This is a genomic window from Salibacterium aidingense DSM 18341, assembly GCF_000429685.1.
GTDB lineage: Bacteria > Bacillota > Bacilli > Bacillales > Marinococcaceae > Salibacterium > Salibacterium aidingense.
In genome coordinates this window covers 1-20,693 of record NZ_AUCI01000020.1, presented here as the reverse complement: position 1 = coordinate 20,693, position 20,693 = coordinate 1, and the positions used below count along the sequence as shown (strand labels likewise).

General features: G+C 46.4%; 14 protein-coding genes. All 14 read right to left on the bottom strand.

Features of this window, described 5'->3' with window-relative positions; genetic code table 11:
- Positions 1 to 90 precede the first annotated feature (90 nt).
- Positions 91 to 1,452 carry an ABC transporter substrate-binding protein gene (locus G475_RS0116870; protein ID WP_026702278.1) on the bottom strand — a complete coding sequence of 454 codons (1,362 nt, stop codon included), beginning with the start codon at positions 1,450 to 1,452 and terminating at the stop codon, positions 91 to 93.
- 201 nt (positions 1,453 to 1,653) lie between these two features.
- Positions 1,654 to 2,820: a mandelate racemase/muconate lactonizing enzyme family protein gene (locus tag G475_RS0116865; RefSeq protein WP_026702277.1), complete on the bottom strand. Its 1,167-nt coding sequence runs from the start codon at positions 2,818 to 2,820 to the stop codon at positions 1,654 to 1,656.
- Positions 2,821 to 2,951: 131 nt separating this feature from the next.
- Positions 2,952 to 4,022 carry an Ldh family oxidoreductase gene (locus tag G475_RS0116860; RefSeq protein WP_051302636.1) on the bottom strand — a complete coding sequence of 357 codons (1,071 nt, stop codon included), beginning with the start codon at positions 4,020 to 4,022 and terminating at the stop codon, positions 2,952 to 2,954.
- 13 nt (positions 4,023 to 4,035) lie between these two features.
- The gene (locus G475_RS0116855; RefSeq protein ID WP_035711622.1) at positions 4,036 to 4,992 is read right to left on the bottom strand and encodes a hydroxyacid dehydrogenase; all 957 of its coding nucleotides are present in this window, start codon (positions 4,990 to 4,992) and stop codon (positions 4,036 to 4,038) included.
- 391 nt (positions 4,993 to 5,383) lie between these two features.
- Entirely contained in the window at positions 5,384 to 9,484 is a 4,101-nt protein-coding gene (locus tag G475_RS0116850) for a bacterial Ig-like domain-containing protein (protein ID WP_026702274.1), read from the bottom strand.
- 640 nt (positions 9,485 to 10,124) lie between these two features.
- Positions 10,125 to 11,963: an adenine deaminase gene (locus G475_RS0116845; protein WP_026702273.1), complete on the bottom strand. Its 1,839-nt coding sequence runs from the start codon at positions 11,961 to 11,963 to the stop codon at positions 10,125 to 10,127.
- Positions 11,964 to 12,047: 84 nt separating this feature from the next.
- On the bottom strand, positions 12,048 to 13,760 hold the full coding sequence (locus G475_RS0116840; RefSeq protein WP_026702272.1) for a DUF6044 family protein: 1,713 nt from the start codon (positions 13,758 to 13,760) through the stop codon (positions 12,048 to 12,050).
- Entirely contained in the window at positions 13,754 to 14,884 is a 1,131-nt protein-coding gene (gene rffA / locus G475_RS25455; protein ID WP_035711618.1) for a dTDP-4-amino-4,6-dideoxygalactose transaminase, read from the bottom strand. The genes G475_RS0116840 and rffA overlap by 7 nt, the downstream gene beginning before the upstream one ends.
- Before the next feature lie 23 nt (positions 14,885 to 14,907).
- Positions 14,908 to 15,273 (bottom strand): EamA family transporter, encoded by a 366-nt coding sequence (locus tag G475_RS0116830; protein WP_026702271.1) that lies wholly within the window; start codon positions 15,271 to 15,273, stop codon positions 14,908 to 14,910.
- 20 nt (positions 15,274 to 15,293) lie between these two features.
- Positions 15,294 to 15,962 (bottom strand): GNAT family N-acetyltransferase, encoded by a 669-nt coding sequence (locus G475_RS0116825; protein ID WP_026702270.1) that lies wholly within the window; start codon positions 15,960 to 15,962, stop codon positions 15,294 to 15,296.
- A 14-nt stretch (positions 15,963 to 15,976) separates the two neighbouring features.
- Positions 15,977 to 16,963: a glycosyltransferase family 2 protein gene (locus G475_RS25450; RefSeq protein ID WP_035711615.1), complete on the bottom strand. Its 987-nt coding sequence runs from the start codon at positions 16,961 to 16,963 to the stop codon at positions 15,977 to 15,979.
- Positions 16,950 to 17,987: a dTDP-glucose 4,6-dehydratase gene (rfbB, locus tag G475_RS0116815; protein WP_026702269.1), complete on the bottom strand. Its 1,038-nt coding sequence runs from the start codon at positions 17,985 to 17,987 to the stop codon at positions 16,950 to 16,952. Before rfbB ends, G475_RS25450 begins: the two co-directional genes overlap by 14 nt.
- Positions 17,984 to 18,910 carry a glucose-1-phosphate thymidylyltransferase RfbA gene (rfbA, locus tag G475_RS25445; protein WP_051302634.1) on the bottom strand — a complete coding sequence of 309 codons (927 nt, stop codon included), beginning with the start codon at positions 18,908 to 18,910 and terminating at the stop codon, positions 17,984 to 17,986. The genes rfbB and rfbA overlap by 4 nt, the downstream gene beginning before the upstream one ends.
- 506 nt (positions 18,911 to 19,416) lie before the next feature.
- On the bottom strand, positions 19,417 to 20,304 hold the full coding sequence (locus G475_RS0116805) for an aldo/keto reductase (protein WP_026702268.1): 888 nt from the start codon (positions 20,302 to 20,304) through the stop codon (positions 19,417 to 19,419).
- Positions 20,305 to 20,693 lie beyond the last annotated feature (389 nt).

The following is a 20,693-nucleotide window of genomic DNA, read 5'->3' as shown; positions in this document are numbered from 1 at the left end:
CTGTGCTTCCTGCATCTGTTCCACTCCTTTCACTCTTAAATGAAAAGGGTCCTGAACATCTTTTAGAGTACAGGACCTCTTTTCTTCACCCTATTGCTGCGACAATATGGTTTCTGCTTCCTGTCTGAAGTGTTCCGCTCCTTCTTCCGGAGTCATTTCTCCGTACATTACCATTTCATCAGCGTCCATCAGAGCCTGCAATACTTCTGAGGCTTCCGGCGGGAAGTTGGTATCCGGCGCGGTGCTGTTATCTGCTACGACTTCAAGGTAGTCAAATATCTTCTGTTCTGTTTCACTCAACCCATCTTCCTCCAGCGCTTCACGGACTTCCGGTTTAATCGGTACCCCGCGGTCACCGCCGATCACTTCAAATACTTCTTTTGTATTTGTATAGAAATTAATGAAGTCTGCAGCCTGCTCCTTATGCTCTGAGTTTTCCCCGATCGACCACAGCATGGAAGGCTTCTGGAACATTCCCTGATCGTTGTTTTCCCCCGGCAGCATTACAATTTCCAGTGGATCATCCGATGTGTCCGATAGGGTCTGGAACTGGTTAGACCAGCTCTTAATATGAACCGCTGTCTCACCGCGGGTGATAAGTTCGTCTTCGAGGCCCTGGATCTGATCTACAACACTGTAATCCGGACTCACTTCATTATCCACCTGCTGTTTCATCATGGAGAAATAGTCCGTCAATAACTGATCATCTTCATATCCGAGCCCTGAACCATCCTCGTTAAACAGCGCTTCTCCCTTTTCGCGAAGGTAATATTCAAAAAAGTTATCCGGTTCTGTGTAGCTGACACCGTATTGACCCGTTTCTTCAGCAATGGAGCCGGTAATATCCATGTACTCATCCCAGGTCCAGTCATTGGAAGGAGTGTCTACTCCGGTGCCTTCAAACAACGTTGGATTGTAGGTAACCATCAGAGCGTTGGTCCCGGTCGGAATTCCTACCTGTTTGCCATCAACCTGGCCACTCTCAATGACGGTGTCTTCCACCCCTTCTAAATCAATCGTGCCGTCTTCAATAAATGGTCCTAAATCAGCCAGCAAATCTTCTCCAGCGTATTGGTTTACGTACTCCCCGAAGTTTTGCTGCATGATATCCGGCAGGTTTCCGCCTGAAGCCTGTGCTGCCATTCTTTCAAAGTAACCGTCAAATCCGGAAAATTCCGTGTTAATCGTAACATTCGGATTCTCTTCTTCGTACATTTGAATAATTTCTTCGGTCATGTCGTGCCTGGTTTGGGACCCCCACCAGGACATGCGGAGTTCAATTTGATCTCCGTCACTATCGGAGCTTTCTCCATCATCTCCCCCGCTGTCTGTCTCTCCTCCTGCATCATCCGCACTGCCGGCTTCTTCACCCCCGCCGGTTCCACTGCCTGCACAAGCAGCAATAAAAAGAATCATAAGAGCTGCACACAACAACAACCATACTTTTTTCAAATGTTTCACTCTCCCCTTTTTAATTTTGAAAGCGCTTTCTGTTTATGTTTTAATCATAAGGGAACTTAGCTGTTTTCATAATAAAAAATTCAGACATTTATGTTTAAAAATCAGACTATTGTGAAATACTTCTACGTTTCTGTTCGTCAGAAAAAAGGATGAGCCCCGCTGTTTGGCTCATCCAGCTTCTTTTCGGTTTGTTTAGTCAGCGATAGACTTTAACAGGTTATACAAATTCGATTTCGCTTCAAATCCAATACCGGGAACATCCGGAAGTGCCACATACCCGTTTTCCACTGGATAATTATCCGCAAATCCGCCAAAGGGTTCGAACACGCCGGGATAGGATTCATTGCCGCCAAGTCCAAGACCGGCTGCAATGTTTAAAGACATCTGATGGCCGCCGTGCGGAATACAGTTCCGCGAGGACCATCCATGTTCTTCCAGCATCGCAAGGATTCTTCTGTATTCCACAAGCCCGTAACTTAAAGCACAGTCAAACTGCAGGTAATCTTTTTCCGGACGCATCCCGCCATAGCGGATCAGGTTTCTCGCATCCTGCATCGAAAACAGATTTTCCCCTGTGGCCATCGGAGGCTTATAATGTTTTCCGAGTTCTTTCTGTAGTTCAAAATCAAGGGGATCCCCGGCCTCTTCATACCAGAAAAGCTGATAAGGCTCCAGTGCCTTTGCATACTCCAGCGCGGTCTTCAAACCAAATCTTCCATTCGCATCTACCGCCAGCGACTGTCCATCCGGAACAACTTCAAGCACTGCTTCAATCCGGCGCAGATCCTCTTCGAGCGGGGCTCCCCCAATTTTCATTTTGACAACCGAGTAGCCTGCAGCCAGGTACTGCTTCATTTCTTCCTGCAGCGCCTCATAACCTTTATCCGGTTTATAATAACCGCCGGCAGCATAAACAAACACATTGTCGTCCGCCTTTCCATTGCGGTAGCGGTCTGCAAGCAGCCGGTATAGCGGTTTTTCTTCTATTTTGGCCACCGCATCCCAAACGGCCATATCGATCGTTCCCACTGCAACCGAACGCTCGCCGTGGCCTCCTGGTTTCTCGCCAGTCATAAGAATATCCCAAATTTTATAGGGATCCAGATTTTCTCCGGTTTCATCCACGATCATCTCCGGTTCTGCTTCCAGCAGCCTTGGAATAAATCGTTCATGAAGCATCCCGCTGGGGGCATACCTCCCATTAGAATTAAAGCCGTAACCTACCACCCTTTTTCCATCTCTCACCACATCGGTTACAACAGCAACCACCGATGCTGTCATCTTACTGAAGTCAATAAACGCATTACGAATATCCGATTTGATTGGAACGGCCTTTTCTTTTACGTCAATAATTCTCATTAGTACTGACTCCTTTTTAAATGGCTGTGTTACATGATTTATATGCGATGCAACGACCTTATCAGGCAGAATCTTTCCCGGGTTATAAAGTCATGCCGCCTTTCCTTCAAGATAACAGGGCGGCAAATAGATTACCAGTCTGATTTCACAAATTGGGAAATATCTACCTGATGCACTTCTCCCATATGTTTCAGCTCCGCAAATATTTCATGAGGCAGACATATTCCTTCCTCCAGCTGAGCCCGCCGTTTTTCCTGTTCCCTCTCCCCTGGCAGGTAAACTCTGTCAAACCCTTCCATTGGCTCACTCTCTACTGTCTGAGCCACCCGTTCCATGATTTTTTCATAAAAAGCAGACTCCTCCATAAAAGCTTTTACGTCAATGGCTCCGAATAAGTGGCCAAGATATTGAGGTTCGGGATCTTCATACATTCTGGGAACACCGCTTCCAAAAAGAGCTCCGGTCAATACACCCGATAATATATCGACCATGATAGCCAGCCCCGACCCTTTTGGTCCCATAGGCAGTAAATAACCTTCCAGCGCCTCCGCTGGGTCAGAGGTTCGTTTCCCGTCTTTGGTGACAGCCCAGTCCTCCGGTATCGCATCCCCCGTCTTCTTTGCGAGTGTAATTTTTCCTCTGGCAGTATTCCCGGTAGACATATCTAGAACAATAGGATCTCTGCCTTCCCCCGCCGGAACTGCTATGGAAATGGGATTGGTCCCAAGCGAAGGCTCCCTGGAACCAAATGGCACCATCAATCCAGACGCATTAGTGGAGGCAAACCCGATACAGCCCTTTCTGGCTGCCATCATCGTATAATAAGAGGTAATACCAAAATGGTTGGAGTTCCTCACCCCTACCACTCCAGTCCCGTATTGCTTTGCCTTTTCCACCGCTTCCTGCATCGCTTCCACCGAGGCATACTGGCCCCAGCCGTTTGAGGCATCCAACACACTGGCGGTAGAAGATTCCGTTACTTTTTTCAATTCAGTTCGGTTCTCGATCAACCCTTTATCCAGCCGCTGCAGATAATCAGAAACTTTGCAGACGCCATGGGAAGAAAAACCTAATAAATCCGCTTCGACAAGATTATCAGCAACCCGGACCGCCTCCTCCCTGGGAATTCGTTGAGCAAACACTTCTTCGCAGAATTGTTTTAGAGATGGGGCGCTTATGATTGTTTGCTGGTGATGATTCATGTAATTCTCCTCCCTATTGATGTAAATGTTCATTATTTACAAGGTTTAACGGGGTATTGCCTTCTTTAACTCTTATAATCTCTTGCGCCGCCTCTACTGCCATGGAAACCATGGCTTCCCTGGTATGTGCCGCCATATGAGGCGTATATAACGTGTTATCAAGTTCCCACAGCGGATTTTCGGGCTGTACCGGTTCTTCTTCAAAACAGTCGAGCGCCGCTCCGGCAATACTCTTTGTTTTCAGAGCCTGATATAACGCATTTTCATTCACAATGCCTCCTCTTGCCGCATTGATCAAATAGGCGGAGGGCTTCATAAGGTTTAATTTTTCTTCGTTAATAAAGTACTGCGTGGCGGAAGTCAGAGGCAGATGTAAAGATATATAGTCCGCCTTTTGCAGCAGCGATGACATATCATTTGTCTGCTTCACCTCGGGTGGAAGCTCTTTTACATAGGGATCGTAAACCTCCACCAGCATTCCAAGGGAATGACATTTATCTGCCACCAGCCTCCCTATGTTGCCGCAGCCAATCAGACCCAGTGTTTTTCCTTTCAGTTCCATACCAATAAGCCTGTGTCTGGCAGAAAATTCCCCATCCCGCACCGCGTTATCCCCCTGGACAATATGGCGGGAAAGATTAAATATCATCCCCACCACATGTTCAGCTACCGCATTGCTGTTGGCTGTTGGCGCATTACACACCTTCACCCCTTTTTTCTCAGCTGCTTCCAGGTCAATGTTATCGACGCCCACTCCATGCCTTGCAATGACCTTCAATTTGTCAGCGCTTTCAATAATGCTTTCTGTTAAAGGTGCTGTTCGTATTAATACAGCATCTGCTGACACTACTGCGTTCCGAAGCGAGCGCTCTCCCGGATCCTGCAGTTCAATCACTTGACACTGATGCTTTTTCATCAGCTCTATCCCTTCTTCAGCTATAGGTTGAGGAACCAGTACTTGGAACATCATCTTTCTCCCTTCCCCTTTTTGATATCTGATATATCACATCATAGCATACTTGTTGAATAATTCAATTGTTTTTAACAGACGAAAACCCGAGACGCTCTATCCCTGCCAATCTCTTATGGGCCCTATCTTCGGAAATTTGGGATAGTTCATTTTTAAAATGTCTTCTAAACCGATTTTTACACCTTTTTATTACGGTATATTAATCAATCTGTCCTTCATTCTTTTTTTAGAGACATCTTACCTAGTTTTTCAGCTACTATTGTCTTTCATCCGGAGGTGAAAGACAAAATAATTTCCCATTTGTCCTATACTTTTTGAATTTCACTTACGGTTCCATAGAAAACTAGAGGCCGGAACTGCAGATTTACTCTGGCGTCCGGCCCCGTTTTTATTATTCTTTCACCTTGATTACTGTACTGCCTTCCATCGGCTCACCGGACTCCATTTCTCCGGTAATTGTGATCTCTGCTTCATTTCCTGCGTCCAGCACGTCTGCCAGGTCCTGCCGATTAAACTGAACTTTATAGTTTCGGCTGTTTCCCGGTTGGTTAACCGGCTCAACTTCTTCATTGAGAAGGATCGAATCAAACACTATATCCCGGGCATCATAGTCGTCCGGCAGTTCAATATGGGCAGTGGCTTTCCCTCCCCCATTTACATTCAGTACGGGAGGGGTAAATTTGACGTCTGCTTTGATCGTTTCGGAATCTTCCTTTCCGTCAGGTGCCATGAAATCAAGGAAGTCTCCCCATACAATATTTCCCTGGTCATCGCGCTCGTATGGCAGCTCTGGTTCAAGGCTGACAAAATTGTCATCCGACAACGTCGTTCCGGAAGCGTTATCAGAAACAGATCCGTCAAATAGATAGTTGTGGTCTGCTTCCAAATATTCCGGATAGCTGTCTTCTGCATCATAATCTTTCTGATAGGAGACAAAATGTTCCAGCTCGAATTCCTCTTCAATATCAGCATACGTCGAGAAATCAAGGTTGCCGCCTGCGTTATTAAAGGAAATATTATCCTCCGCGATAATTGCAGGGTTGCTGTTGCTCGTGAACCCGGCCGCACCATTATTAAAAGCGATACTATCCCGGATCACGTGTGGTACGTTTACTCCTTCGCCGCCGAGCTTAAAGCCGTTTTTATCACCGGTTCCTTCGGTGCCGTCCGTTAAAAACCCATTGTTATAGGCAATACTGTCTTCAATCGTGACAGCACCGATCGCTCCCGTACCGACTTTTGTGTACAGATCCCAGCCGTCATCAATATTATGATGCGCAATCGTTCCGCGGAACACATTGCCTTCCCCGGACGTCAGCTTGGCTGCAAATCCATCCGCATTGTTTTCAGACGGATCCCGATTGTCAAAAGAAGTACTGTTCAATACAAGATTGTCTGAGGGCCACTTTGATTTATCGTCTTCGTTCGGATCAGTCCGGCTGATTTGCAGCCCCGTATCACCGTGCTCATAAAATCTGCTGTTTTCCACTATATTGTGGCTGCCTCCGATGACAAAACCTTTGGTGTTCCCGGCGGAACGGGCAAAGTCAAGGCCTTCGACATGCCAGTAGTCACCGCTCAGTTCCACCCCTTTGGACTGTTTGTCAAAATCGATCACAGGATTGGCGCCGGGAACAGCTTTCAGTGTCTTACGCGCATCTTCCGTACCATCATGGTACTGTTCTATCATCAGCATCTCATCCCGCACATATTCTCCATCCGTTACCAATATCGTCTGTCCAGGACCTACAAAATCCACGGCTGTATCAAGAGCAACCGGATCAGCTTCTGTTCCTTCACTGCTAGCATCAGCGTCTGGAGCAACATAAATGTCCCCTTCAAAGGTCCGGTTGGTCACAGAGAAATTGGTGACAATCTGGTCATAGGACGTCAACGTCTGCGTGTCATCCGGTAAAAAGACAGCAGTGAAATTTGTATCTGTATTTTCCGGAAGCGTTGTTTCGATCACTTTCATTTCGCCGGCTGTCATTTCTTCCTGCTCCGCGATCGTTTCTCTGCCCTGCTTCAATGTAACACTGCCGTTGACATTCGCCTGCATCCTGACTTTATATTGATCTGTTTCCGAAGTTTCCTGCAAAGATAAATTTTCGATCTCTGGTTCCACTGGTTCTACAGGCGGTTCCACTTTTGGCGGATCCGTTGCTGCTGCACTTACCTCCATATCAATATTTTCGACAACAATATCCGCCTTCCGCGCAGTGTAAAAGCCGACGTACACTTTATCATCCTGGACATTCAGAATATCCGGCTCATAAATGATTTCTTCTTCGCCGTCATTCAAGGTCGCGGTGAATCCGCTGTTCGTCTTGGACAAGGTCAGATGATAATCCTCTTCCGGATGAGTATTGGAAGGGCCGGGCTTTTCGTCGTTCAACATAATTTTCTTAATGCCTTCACTGCCGGCGCCATCCGAAGATTCCACGCCGGTTCGTGCAAACAGCTGCGTGCCGTTTTCTTCCATCGTACCGCCGCTGTAACCACCGACAGCCGCAATGTTAGAAGCGAATACACTGGAGCTGCCATCCTCTCCAATGGCGTCCCTTGCCATGATGCCAAACGATTCCTGGCCGTCATGCGGATCCTTGGCATAATCGTTAACCTGGATATCCGCCGACAGCTCAAAATTATCTTCCTCTTCATCTATGATAGTATAGTAATAGGAAATACCATCATGATCTCCGGTAATTTTACCGCCGCTTGGTCCCTCTGCGGTCAAAGCAGCCGATGATCCGTCTTCCAGGACTTCCACCGAATTCGAATCGTCTCCGGCAGATTGTCCGAAAATGATGGATTGCCATTCCAGTTCCGAGACTTCCCTTACCGTTACATCATAAGAAATCGCTTCCATGTTTTCCTCTTCGGGTACGACCGTTATTTCATTGGTGCCCGGCGATGATGAATCAAACCCTGAATCATCCACCGTATATTGGCCTTCTTCCAGTACTTCTTCGTCTCCATTATCGTAAAGTCTGGATACTTCCAGTCCTTCGGTGGAAAAAGACTCTCCGGTTTCAAATGTTGTCTTAGGATAGGACGTGATACCAAGACCTGTCCCTTCTTTTTCTTTCACTTTTACGTCAATAGCTGCTGTTTCTCCTTTATGCGTAATCGTGACCTGCCGCTCCCCCGGTTCTGATGTATCCAAACCGGAAGCCTCCATATCTTCGCGCATCAGCCTTACATCACTGCCATCATCATATTCCGCATAAACAACCATTCCATCAAGATCAAGCTCATCCCCGAGGAAATAGGTCGTTTTTTCCGGCAGCTGGCGGATATCCAGACCTGTCAGTGAGGCATCGGACACCACGATATCAAAAGAGGTTGAAACTTCCGGTTTGTCACCTGCCTCAACGATGACCGTTTTCTCACCGGCTTCTTCAAAGGTATCATTTTCACCGATTTCTTCTCCGTCCATCAAAAGCCGGTACTCTTCCGACTGCAACTCTTCGGACCTGTATCCGTCATTATATTCTCCAATCACCGTAAGCCCTTCCGGATCAAACTTATCCCCGCGGTAATATGTTGTCTTTGCTGGATGATATTTGATGTCCATACTGGTCAACGATAGTTCTTCAATGGTCAAATCTATCTCTTCTGTTATCCCGTTATAGCTGACAAGAATAGTATTTGTTCCCGCTTCCCCGCTGTTAAAACCGGAGATAATATAATCCTCAGCCGACAGCACCTCTTCGCTTCCATCCGCGAGGGCCGCTGTTACCTGAAGCCCTTCGGCGTCCAGCTCCTCATCGATTAAATAGTTCGTTTTCATGTTTTCCGTATCAATTTCGAGTCCCGTGACCTCCCTGTCGTTTACTTCTACATTAAAATCACGGAAATGAACAACTGCCTCCCTTGCCGCATAAAAGCCGGCCGTCATTTCTTCTGAGAACATTTCTTCTTCCATCAGGGTCTGGGTGTCTCCATTCGATTCCAGAAGGTACGTATCACCAGACTTCTGTATGCGCAAATCAAATTCTTCTTCTGGGGCAGGAGACTTATTGTCAAAGGGTTCTAAATTTTCGTAATCATTATCGCCTTTTTTATAAAAACCCTGCATTTCATCTCCCAGACCTCCGGCTGCCACATAATTAGCGGTCTGCGTACTGGTATCTCCATTTTCTCCGGCTTCATCCCGGAGCATAAGCCCGAAGGAAACTTGTCCATCGCCGCTGTTATAGCTTTCTACTGTTGCTTTCGTCGTAATTTCAAAATTTGCATCCGACGGGAGCTGCTTAAAATAATAGGACAATCCTTCCGAACCGCTCTCTATCTTCCCCCCTTCAGCGGTAATGGTTACCGATCCATCATCTTCTTCAACTGGATCAGGATTGGATGATTCGCCGGTGTTGGAACCAAATGTACTGAATTCCCATTCTCCGGTATCGACGTCTTCCGCCAGTGCCGACAGTGGAGAAAATACCAACAACAATGACATGGATAAGGCTGTCCCCTGTTTCACTATCCGCATATTGTTCCTCCCTTTTTTGATTTAGTAAAACATCGTCCCCCCTTCCTCTCTTCGAAAGATTGATTAAAAATTGTAAGCGCATTCATATGAATTGTCAATTTCCCTCCGTTCCTGCATTTTCTGTTTATATCCATAAATTAGTGCTTTTGAATCAGAGTCTGCCCTCTGCATAATCCGCTCTTTATTGATATATCAGATATGATATTTTGAAAATGTTTTTGATTTTAATAAAATAGTACTATTTTTGAACTATGACATATTTTTGAGTGATAAGAAGAGCGTAAGCGCTTTGGATAGAGGGTCTGGGGGTAGCGCCAAATTAGTGATGTGCTTTGTTCGCATACGCTCGGAAATGGTTCGATAGATTAAGAGGGATAAATCCGGTGATTATAGGCGGAGCACCCTGTGGACATTTATTCCGCTAAATAACAGAAGGAGTGGCCTTCGGGGGCTTTTTCGGACATTTATTCCGCTATCCGGGCTATGGATCGCTTCTTTTTCGCTAAAAAGGGAAAATAACGGAATAGATGTCCTATCCCCCCTTAAAAATAGGAAAAATCGAAGAAATAACGGAATAAATGTCCTCCGCTTCTAAGGAAATAATATCAGCTATGCTGTTGGGGGCAGCCGCTTCTTTTCATTATTCCTGTTCTTCCATAAGGAGCGGCACATGGTAAAACCCTTCATCGGTGTGTTTAATCAGTCCGGTGTCGGAAAGGCGCAGCTCCGGAATAACAACCAGCGCAAGCAAGGACAGCGTCATAAAGGCGTAATTCATAGTACATCCGGCCGAAGCAAGCGCACGGCTGACCTCCCGTGATTGTTCGGCTGTCTTTTCAAATGGTTCCGGAGACATAAGACCCGCCACGGTTAGGGGCAGCTCGACTGTTTCCTTTTCGGTCAGGACGGTTACCCCTCCCTGCATCTTGATAACCCTGTTAGCTGCTTCTGCCATTAGTGCGTCGTCATTGCCAATCACCATCAGGTTATGAGAATCATGAGCGGTGGTAGAGGCTATAGCCGCGGGGGTGGAGAAACCAGCATTTGATAACAAGGCTGTTGATTGGTTGCCATTTTTCCCGTGCCGTTCTATCACCGATATTTTACAAAAGTCCCCCGTGGACGGCAGGGTAAGCAACCCGTTCTTTACAGGTACCTGCACTTGCTCTTCCTTTGTATCCACATGGTTTTCCCGTACTTTTATCGCTCGTGCCGTATAGGTACCATCAGGGAACTCCTGCGGAACAGCAATATGAAAGTCGTCCGGCTTAAAATCAGGCTGCAAGTGGACGGATTGCATTGCTTCCGCCGGAAAACCACTGCTTTCCCAGTCTCCGCACATTTCCCCCTGCTCTGCTGCGACGATTCCTGCAGCAATCGTCGTTTTGATGTTCACTTCCGGAAGCGGTCCTTCCAGTATTAAGATATCAGCATAGCGGCCGGGCGTCACAGACCCCAGATCCTGGGACAGTCCAAAACGCTCTGCTGTATTAATGGTTGCCATCTGAAATGCCGTGACGGGCGGGACTCCCTGTTCCATCGCATGCCGCACGACAAAATCCATATGTCCTTCGTCTACCAGGGATTCCGGGCTGCGGTCATCGGTTACCAGAAGAAGCCGTCGCGTATCGATCCCCTTTTCAGTATATGCTTTAATCGTAGGTACAACATCATGCCAAGCAGAACCACGCCGAAGTTTTGCATACATGCCGAGCCGCACCCGGTCCATGACTTCCTCCGCACTTGTTATTTCGTGATCGCCGGAAATTCCGCTTGCTGCATAGGCTGACATTCTCCAGTCTCCGCTGGGCCACGTGTAATGCCCGTCGGCCACCCGGCCGGCTTTTAAGGTCTCTTTTATTTCACCCAGCATTTTTTCATCACTGAATACCACCCCCGGAAAATTCATCACTTCCCCAAGAGCAACCATATCATCGCCCCAGGTGAAAGCTTCGGCGACTTCTTCTGGTCCGATTTCTGCCCCGCTTGTTTCGAATTCTCTGCTGGTGGAAGGGACACAGGAAGCCGCCTGCATATAACCCGCCATCGGTGTCTTCCGCAGCTCCTCCAGCATCAAACGCAGTCCCTTCATACCAAGCACGTTTGCAATTTCATGCGCATCAAAAAAGCCGCCGGTGGTTCCTTTTGGCAGGACCGCCCGGGCAAACTGTTTCGGAGTAATCTGGCTGCTTTCAATATGACAGTGGCCATCGATAAGCCCCGGTGTTACATATTTATCTTTGGCATCTATCCGCTGTGTTTTTTCTCCAATGGTATGAGAAGCATTTTTCCCAACATAAGCGATCCGGGACCCCTGCACCGCAATGGACATGCCCGGCTGGATTTCTCCGGAAACGACATTTACCAGCCTTGCATTTTCAATAACCAGCGCTGCCGCTTTATCGCCACGGGCTGTTTTCACTAACTCTTCCATCTCTTCTGCTAAAGTCTTTCTGGATGGTACAAACGTTGTCCTCATGATTTCAGCTCCTTTGCCTTCCTTTTATTATACGAATGAAAAAAGAAGCTGAACATCCCTCCGTCAGTCTTTTTTCCAAAGAATTTATTCCGCTTTGTATAAGTGGATCCTCCACGCCGACGATTCTTTTTCAAACACTTTTTCCAGCTCCAGATCATTTTCCCCGGCATTTTCGATTTCGACCGCGGAAAGTATATATTCCCCGCCCATTTCTTTAAAAGCTTCTGTTCCAAAATCCAGGTCTTCTATTGTTTTATCTTTGTCTTTCGTGAATAAGTAATTTTTCCCCAGTTCATCTGCAAAAGTGTAAACCCGGCCGCCCCAGGTACTATAATAGTTATCGAGGGTGCTGTTTTTTTCAAGTTCTCCTGCAATAACGTTCTCAAATTGATGCTTATATTCCAGCGGATACATCGTCACGTAGAAATCAAGCGTGTAAAACCCATTATACTGGGCAATGGCCGGGTGCATGCCAATGCTTACCACCCGGTAGTCTTCCGGATCCTGTCCGATATATGACTGGACCTCAGAGAATAGTTCCTCTGAATAAAACTCCTCATACGAAGGATAATCAATGTTTCTATATTTAAATTCATGATGGCGGGTAGTTTCTCCTGTCACTTGTCCGATTAAAAGAAGAACGACAAGTACCATCCCAAACTTTATTCTGCGCTGGATCATCATCAAAGCTAGAGCAAAAACCACGTACCAGGTAACAATATTTAATAAATGAAACCGGCCGAAGTTGAATTCATTAATTAAATCACTCACATCTTTCAGCACCCGCATGCCTTCCCAATTCCAAATCGAGATCCAAAAAGAAAATACGACAATGGATAAAAGCAAAAATGGAACGGCTTTTTCCCCGGCTGTTAACGGAGCCGGCTTCCATGACAGCTTCCAGCGCCGGACCACAGCGATTATTCCTATAAATAAAAGCGCGAATACCGCTGTATAAAAAGCAAACGGATAATGCAGCGAATACGAATGAGAGTGAGAATGAAGCAGATTATTTCCAAAAAAATTAATGACGGTTTCCCAGTCCCGGTGACCGCGGTCAAATTCCGCACGATGGGTCGTAAATCCTTTTCCCATTAATTCTCCATACACCAGTCTGTACTGCTTTATTAGATAAAGGGCGGTCATTACCGCGATACCAGTAAAAAACAGCCAGTTCGGCTGTTTTTTCCGGATGGCGTCCACCAGCCAGAGACCACTCATAATAGCCAGGAAAAAGATAAATGAGACGATAAAACTTGAATAAAAAGGGACAAGTCCGATAATAAGCCAATTTTTCCAGTTATTTTCCCGATTCCGCAGGTTTAAAAAGGCGTATAAAACCAGCGGTACACCGGCAAAGCTTAACCCTCCAAACGGCCAGAACGCAGTGAGGGAAAAAGCCAGAGCCGTTCCCACGCTGATAAAGGCTCCGGGTTTGTTCGACGGCAGGACATGTTTCTTCAGAAGAAGGTACATGCCAAAAAAGGCAATAAACCGCATCAAAAACAAATTAACCGCATAGGCAGGAAAGGGATCAAACAATGTAAACAGCAGGGCAAACATGCTTAGTTCCGCGCTTAAGGATTCCCTCGGCAGCCCATTCATGATGGAGGGAATTTCTTTGTCACTGGGAGCAAACAGCACATGATTTTCTACTAATGTCTTGTACCAGATTAAATTCGAATCCAGATTATCATGGATCCGGAGGTGTACTCCTTCCCCGAGAAGGATCAGCGGAGATAAGTAGACCAATATTAAACCGAGACTTATAAGGATCCATGTCCTTTCCTTCAACACTTGTAAAAACTCCTTATCCGCTTGGTGGTCTCTTTTATGTTTTCCTGATTTAAGCCATAATACATAGGAAGGCGAAGCAGTCTCTCACTTTCCTGGGTGGTAAATCGGTCTTTCCCGTGAAATCGGCTGAACTTTCTCCCGGCCTCAGAGGAGTGAAGCGGGACATAATGGAAGGCCGGCATAATTTCATCTTTTTTCAACCACTCCACTAAAGCTGTTCTTTCTTCAATGTTCTGCGTTTTAATATAAAACATGTGCGCATTGTGTTCGCATCCTGACGGAACCACCGGTAACTCTATGTCCTTTGTCTCCTCTAAGGAGCGCAGTTCTTCATAGTAGGTGTTCCAAGCCTTAAGACGGGCATTATTGATAGCATCCGCATGCTGGAATTGAGCATATAAATACGCGGCATTTAACTCCCCGGGGAGATAGGACGAGCCGACATCGACCCATGTATATTTATCCACCTGGCCGCGGAGAAACTTCGAGCGGTTGGTGCCTTTTTCTCTTATGATTTCTGCCTGTTCTTGTGCAGCCTTATCCTTTAAAAGCAGGGCACCGCCTTCTCCGCTTGTGTAATTTTTGGTGTCATGAAAACTGTAGCAGCCATAATCACCTAGCGTTCCGAGCGCCTGACCTTTATATGTACTCATGACGCCCTGCGCCGCATCCTCGATAACCTTCAGCTTGTACCGCGCGGCTATAGATAAAATGATGTCCATGTCACAGGCTACTCCGGCATAATGAACAGGAACAATCGCTTTGGTTTTCTCCGTGATCGCGGATTCTATCTGCGTTTCATCTATGTTCATCGTATCAGGACGAATATCGACAAAAACAATAACCGCCCCCTGAAGTACAAAGGCATTGGCCGTCGATACAAACGTATACGAAGGCATGATGACTTCATCTCCAGGCTGGATCCCTGCAAGCATGGCAGCCATTTCCAGGGCATGTGTACAGGATGGCGTTAAATAGGCCTTTGGGCAGTGAAAGACTTTTTCCATCCATGTCTGACACTCTTTTGTAAACGGCCCATCTCCTGACAGCTTCCCATTTTCTATAGCCTTCTGCATGTAATATGGTTCGTCCCCTGTGACCGGGGGCTGATTAAAAGGGATCATCATTTTCCTCCATTGCTTTGATGTTAAGCGGATTGACTTGTCACAAGAATACCCGCAATAATCAGGATTAAACCTATAATTTTGTACGTTGTAATCGGCTCGTTAAACAGTAAAATGGACAGAAAAAACACAAGCATAAACGATAAGCTCATAAATGGATACGCATAGCTGATATCAAACTTCGTCATCGCTGCCATCCAAAACATAGAAGCCACAAAAGCAGAAAGAAAACCCGACAATACAAGCGGGTCCAACAGCAGCTTCAAAAGGAAGATCACTTTATCCATTAACTCGGCCGGGAGAGTTCCATATTTCGAAATTCTCCACTTTAACATAAGCTGACCATACACCGTAAAAAAAATCGTGCCGAAAATATACAAATAACCCACTCAAAAAATCCTCTCTGCCTCTACTCGTTCAATTTATGATAAATATCGACAGCGTCTTTAAATTTAAAGCCCAGGGAAGATACAAGGTTTACCATCGCTAAGTTGGCTGCTGAAATAGAGGTCTTCACTTCCTCATATCCTTTATCAAATAATACGCGGACTGCTTTACTCCAAAAGTATTTGGACAATCCTCTTCCCTGATACTCTGGTTTGAAAGCCTGGAGCAGCACCTGGTTTTCGGAAAAAGCAAAAAAACCGGCCAGTTCTCCTTCATACGCCAGGCCCCACACTTTATTTTCATCGTATAACTGCCCGAGCCAATTATCATAGCGCTGATCTGCGCCGCTGCGTTCCAGTTTAAAATCGCGGTGAAACCGGCCGTGGCCGTAAGCTCCCTGTGAAATTGCAATCACATCGTCCCGGTTTATGTTATACATTAATGTCAGTTTTTCATCTTCATGGGAAATAAACTGGTGTTTATCACAGACCGGAGCCAGCAGCGTATCGGTATAATAAAAACCATACTCATGAAGCAGGGCTTTGGAATCCAGCGGGTTGACCTTAATCGTAAAATGCCCTTTAACAGCATCGCTTTTTTTAAGTGCTTCCTCGGAATGAACGAGCAGTTCATACGTATCTATCCCAAGCGCCCTTTTATCCCACGGCGTTTCTCTCATCAACTCTTCCATTGTAACGTCCTCCCCTATTTATTTTTTGATGCCAGAACCGGCACGGATTTTTCCACATTGTGTTCCTGAAATCCTATCGATTCCTGAATGATATATAAAGGCCTGTCTTTGACTTCATTAAATACTTTCCCCATATACAGCCCCAAAACACCCAGGTTGGCAAAAATCAGGCCGCCTATAAAATAGATCGAAACCATAATACTGGTCCAGCCCGGAACAGGTTCAAACATAAAGAAATATTGATACATTAAATAAAGTCCATAAATAAGAGCTCCAAAAGAGAGGAGAAAGCCAAACTTTATCGATAAGCGCAGCGGCTTATTGGACTGGGAGACAATGCCATCAATCGCAAGATTTATCAGTTTCGATAAATTATAGGAAGAAGTGCCGGATATCCGCTGCTGATGTTCTACATCAACGGCAGCTGTATCAAATCCCATCCACGTAATAAATAATGGAAAATTGCGATTCTGCTCCCGCATCTGCTGGAAGTTTTCAATTACCTTGCGGGAGGAAATGCTGAAATTAGCTATCGTCGGGTCTGATTTCCCTTCCGTAAAATAATCGTATACTTTATAGAATAACTTCGATTCCCATTTTTTCACGAGGGTGTCGTGGCGCTCATGACGTCGTGCAAACACCACATCATACCCCTCCGCCGTTTTAGCATAAAGTTTTGTAATCTCTTCCGGTTGATCCTGGAGATCGCAGTCCATGACCACTACCCAGTCTCCATGTGCTTCATCGAGACCGGCAGTGATAGCCACATGCTGCCCGAAGTTTTTGGCAAGCTTTATCCCTTTGACCCGGGCGTCTCTGTTTGTCAGCTGCTGAATAACACTCCATGATTGATCTGGGCTGCAGTCCTCCACCATAATGATCTCAAAGTCACGGGTGATTTTCTCAAGGGTTTCCTTCAACCGGTTATACAGCTGCATGATGCAGTCCCCGCAGCCATAAACCGGGGTAACAACGGAAAGATGAGGATTATTTGTTTTCATTGACATACCACTCCACCGTTTTTAAAATTCCTGATTCAAAATCTTCATCCGCCTGCCATCCCAGCTCTTTTTTTATCTTACTGGCATCCACAGCGTACCTGCGGTCATGGCCGGGGCGGTCCTCTACAAAAGAAATAAGCTCTTTATAACTTTCCAGCCCGTCTTCCCTTTTTTTATCCGGAACCAGACGGTCCAGTATTTCACAAATTTTTCTTGCTATATATAGATTGGTGCGTTCGTTTTCACCGCCGATGTTATAAGCGGCGCCTTTCTGGCCGGCATGAAAGACCAGTTCCACTCCTTTGCAGTGATCGGTAACATACAGCCAGTCTCTGATATTCTGTCCATCCCCGTATATGGGGATCGGTTCCAGATGCAGTGCTTTACGGATAATCGTCGGGATTAGCTTCTCCTCATGCTGTTTTGGGCCATAATTGTTCGAGCAGTTTGTAATGACCGTATTCATGCCGTAGGTCCGATAATAGCTTTGTACAATCATATCCGAGCTTGCTTTGCTCGCGCTGTATGGACTGCTTGGGGCATAAGGAGAGTCTTCGGAAAAAAGACCCTCCGCCCCCAGGGTTCCATACACTTCATCCGTGGAAATATGGTGAAAACGAGCGGATTCGTAGCCCGGCCGGGGTTGATCCGCTCCTTCCATCCAATAATTTTTTGCTACATCGAGCAGGGTAAACGTGCCGTGCACGTTGGTTCGAATAAACTCATCCGGGTCATCAATCGAGCGGTCCACATGAGATTCTGCCGCAAAATGAATAACCCCCCGGATATCATGATTTTCAAATACATTTTCCAGCAGGGAGCGGTCGGTGATATCACCTTCCACAAAATAATGATTCGGGATCCGGTTCAATTCCCGGACACCATCCGGATCCGCAGCATACGTCAGTTTGTCATAGTTCAATACCGTCACATCTGGATTATTCTGGGCAAACCAGGATACAAAATGAAGCCCGATAAACCCTGCGCCTCCGGTTACTAATATGGTTTTGGAACTGGTCATCATTTCATCAATTCCGTTCTATGCTCTTCGTCTGCGGCCTTGCTGCTTTGCGGAACATGAGACCTTTCCACGGTACGAAGTAAATATTTTTTATATTCGCTGTTTTTCATTTCATATATTTTCTGCAGCAGTTCGTCCCGGCTTAAATAGTTCATATAAAAAGCAATCTCTTCCAGGCAGGCTACCTTAAAGCCCTGCCGCTTTTCGACCGTTTCAATAAATTGGGAAGCATCAAACAGGGACTCCGGCGTTCCTGTATCCAGCCAGGCGAAGCCTCGCCCGAGAAGTTCCACATTTAATTTACCGGCATCGAGGTATGCTTTATTAATATCGGTGATTTCTAATTCTCCCCGGTCCGAAGGACGGGTCTGTTTGGCCAGCTCCAATACATCATTGTCATAAAAGTACAGACCGGTGACGGCAAATTCGGATTTCGGTTTTTTTGGCTTCTCTTCAATCGATTTCGCGCGCTGGTTTTCATCAAATTCCACGACTCCGAATCGTTCAGGTTCACTAACCCGGTACCCAAACACGGTCGCTCCTTCTTCTCTCTGGGCCGCTTTCTGCAAAAGCGGGGTGAAGCCCTGCCCGTAAAAGATATTATCCCCAAGAATCAGCGCAACATGATCATTGCCGACAAAGGACTCCCCGATGGTAAATGCCTGGGCCAGACCATCCGGGGAGGTCTGTACTTCATAGGAAAGCGAAATCCCAAACTGACTGCCGTCACCCAGCAGCTCTTTATATCTTGGAGTATCCTGCGGAGTGGATATAATCAATACATCACGAATGCCCGAAAGCATTAATACCGATAAGGGATAAAAAATCATGGGTTTATCGTAAACAGGAAGCAGCTGTTTGGAAATGCTTTTTGTCATCGGATAAAGCCTTGATCCACTTCCTCCGGCTAAAATAATTCCTTTCATTACCTTTCTACCTCCTTGGAACGATTGATCGATTAAACTGGCTTAATATTGTATTTCCGTTATACCCGCTGCAAAAACATCCCGAAAATGACTGTCCCGGCTCCTGTATTTAGTGTCAACAAAAACAGATCATTTCATAAAACAATTTTCTAAACCCTTGCCATGACAGGTTTTCAATATGTTTTTTCATATGAACTTTCTATCTGTATCATGGAAAATAAATGTGTCAACTGTGCGTCGTCCCATGGTTTTTTACATTTTTTTAAAATCCTCCATTTTCCTTTGGACCAGTTTTTCCGATCATGGAGCATTCGCTCAGATTCCGCCCTGATGAAAGGCTGCCGCTTCCCGGGAAAAGAGGTGTATCAAAATTCTGCTAACAGCCACAAGGACTTGGTGAACCATGAGAACCTACGCTACAGGGGACGCTTTCCGCTCCTGCCCCCGGTTTCATACTTTTAGTCACAGAAAAGGAGCTGTACCTTTTGGTATAGCTCCTTTCCAATTTAAATGATATCCAGCGGCTGTTTCTTTTCCGGTGGTTTAAACGCCTGATCCAGCCTTATTACATCATCCTCTGTCAAGTGAACCGCAGCTGCTGCTGCATTATCATAAACATGTTCTTCCTGCACCGCTTTAGGAATCGCAAGAATATCTCCTGTCCGTAATACCCAGGAAAGCAGGATTTGCTGGACGGAGGCTTTGTGGGTTTCTGCTATGGCCTGCAGCTCTGGATGCTCCATCATGCTTCGGCGCAGGGAGCCTCCCTGTGCCAAGGGGGAGTATGCCATCGTCGGAATGGCATGGTCTCGCTGCCACGGCAGCAGGTCAAACTCAATTCCGCGGGATCCCAGATGATATAAAACTTGATTGGTCATGCAGCGCTGTCCGCCTTCTGTCTCCCACAACTCCTGCATATCAGAGGTGTCAAGATTCGAAACGCCCCATCGCAAAATTTTCCCGTCTTTTTGTAATTGTTCCATGCCCTGTATCGTTTCCCGCAGTGGAATGCTGCCTCTCCAGTGAAGGAGATATAAATCCATGTAGTCTGTGCTCATTCTCTTCAAACTGTTTTCACAAGCTTCTATCAGCTTGTCCCCGCCGGCGTTGTGAGGGAGGGCTTTCGATACAATGAATGCTTCCTCGCGGCGTCCCTGCACCGCTTCTTTTACCACGTGTTCCGCGCCGCCGCTGCCATACATTTCCGCTGTGTCTATCACCTTCATACCTAGATCCAGCCCAAGCTGGAGCGCTTTTACCTCTGCTTTTTTCTCGCTCGGTTTTTCCCCCATATGCCAGGTTCCCTGGCCGATACTCGGCAGTATCGTCCCGTCCGGCAGGGTAATGGTTCGGTTTTCGACGGCCTTTTTCATCCTTTCTTCAGCCGAAGGCATTCGGTGATTCCTCCTCTTCCTGACGTTTTTTTCATCATAACACGAGAGCCGCATGACACAGAAACAGTGTCATTTCTCGACTGCCCTGGAAATATAAAAAAAGAGGCGAGTCTGGGACAGAAGGATAGGAGCTGGCCAAAAACCCGTACAAAACAATGACGATGGGATGGCAGCACCGGGTCACTGGCTTTCCATGGGGACGGCTTCAGCTCACTTGGTAAAGAAGATCGCATTACCAAGTGAATCTGGGGTCTCCGTGGCCGGTCTCGGCTGAATAGAGAAGGTGGTTCGGCCAAACGAAAGAAAAATTGGTAAAACGGACATCTTAGGGTTTATATAACAAGAACGTCCATTCAGCGGAGTCAAAATAGGTCGACTCCTGCGGGAAA